This window comes from Chromohalobacter sp. HP20-39, assembly GCF_033052815.1.
GTDB lineage: Bacteria > Pseudomonadota > Gammaproteobacteria > Pseudomonadales > Halomonadaceae > Chromohalobacter.
Genome location: NZ_JAWHTP010000045.1, coordinates 1 through 757 on the forward strand (window position 1 = coordinate 1; position 757 = coordinate 757).

The following is a 757-nucleotide window of genomic DNA, read 5'->3' on the forward strand; positions in this document are numbered from 1 at the left end:
TGCGAATCACGGCGGCGTCAGGCCGGGTCGAGATCGAGGCACAAAACGATCAGCTCAGCGTCATCGCCCACAAGGTGGTGGACATCATCAGCAAGGCTGACTGGATCAACCTGACGGGCCAGCAAGGCATTCGCCTGAACGGCGGCGGCTCGGTTATTGAAATCTCCAAAGCCGGCATCACTGGCTTCACGGGCGGGCAGTACAAGGTGCACGCGGCGACGCACGCCACGGCAGACCCGCTGGCCCAGCCCGTGCAAGCGCCGATGACGGTGGTGTCCGAGGCCAAGATCGCGCAGCCCTTTGTGCTGGTGGAAAACGGCATGGGCCTGCGCGTGCCCGATCAGCCCTACCGGATCACGCTGGAAGACGGGCAAGTCATCTCGGGCCGCACCAACGATGCGGGGGAATTGCAGTTGGTGCTCTCCAACGCAGTGCAGACGGCGTTTGTGGAGATTTTGCACAACGACGGCACCGACAACCCGGCGGCGATGTTTGAGTCTGTGTTGACGCAGCCTGCGCAGACCACACCGCCCGAGATCGTCACGGAAAAGCGTGCATCCCAGCCGATGGGCGGCAAGCAGGCGCAGCAAAACGACGATGCGCCATCTCCCCTCGGGCATAGCCCGCTTTACGCACTCTGCAAGCCGTACAACTGGGGGCTGCGCTACACCACGCAGGATGCCAAGACACCCCGGCAACTGAACTTCCCGGTGATTGTGGAATATACGAAGGCGATGACGGAACTGCTGCTGGAGGA

1 protein-coding gene is annotated in these 757 nt (G+C 62.5%); it reads left to right on the forward strand.

The window, feature by feature from the left end; translation table 11 throughout:
* Nucleotides 1-757, forward strand: a 757-nt coding sequence (locus RVY79_RS16770; protein WP_317465608.1) for a DUF2345 domain-containing protein, incomplete at both ends; no start/stop codon positions are given.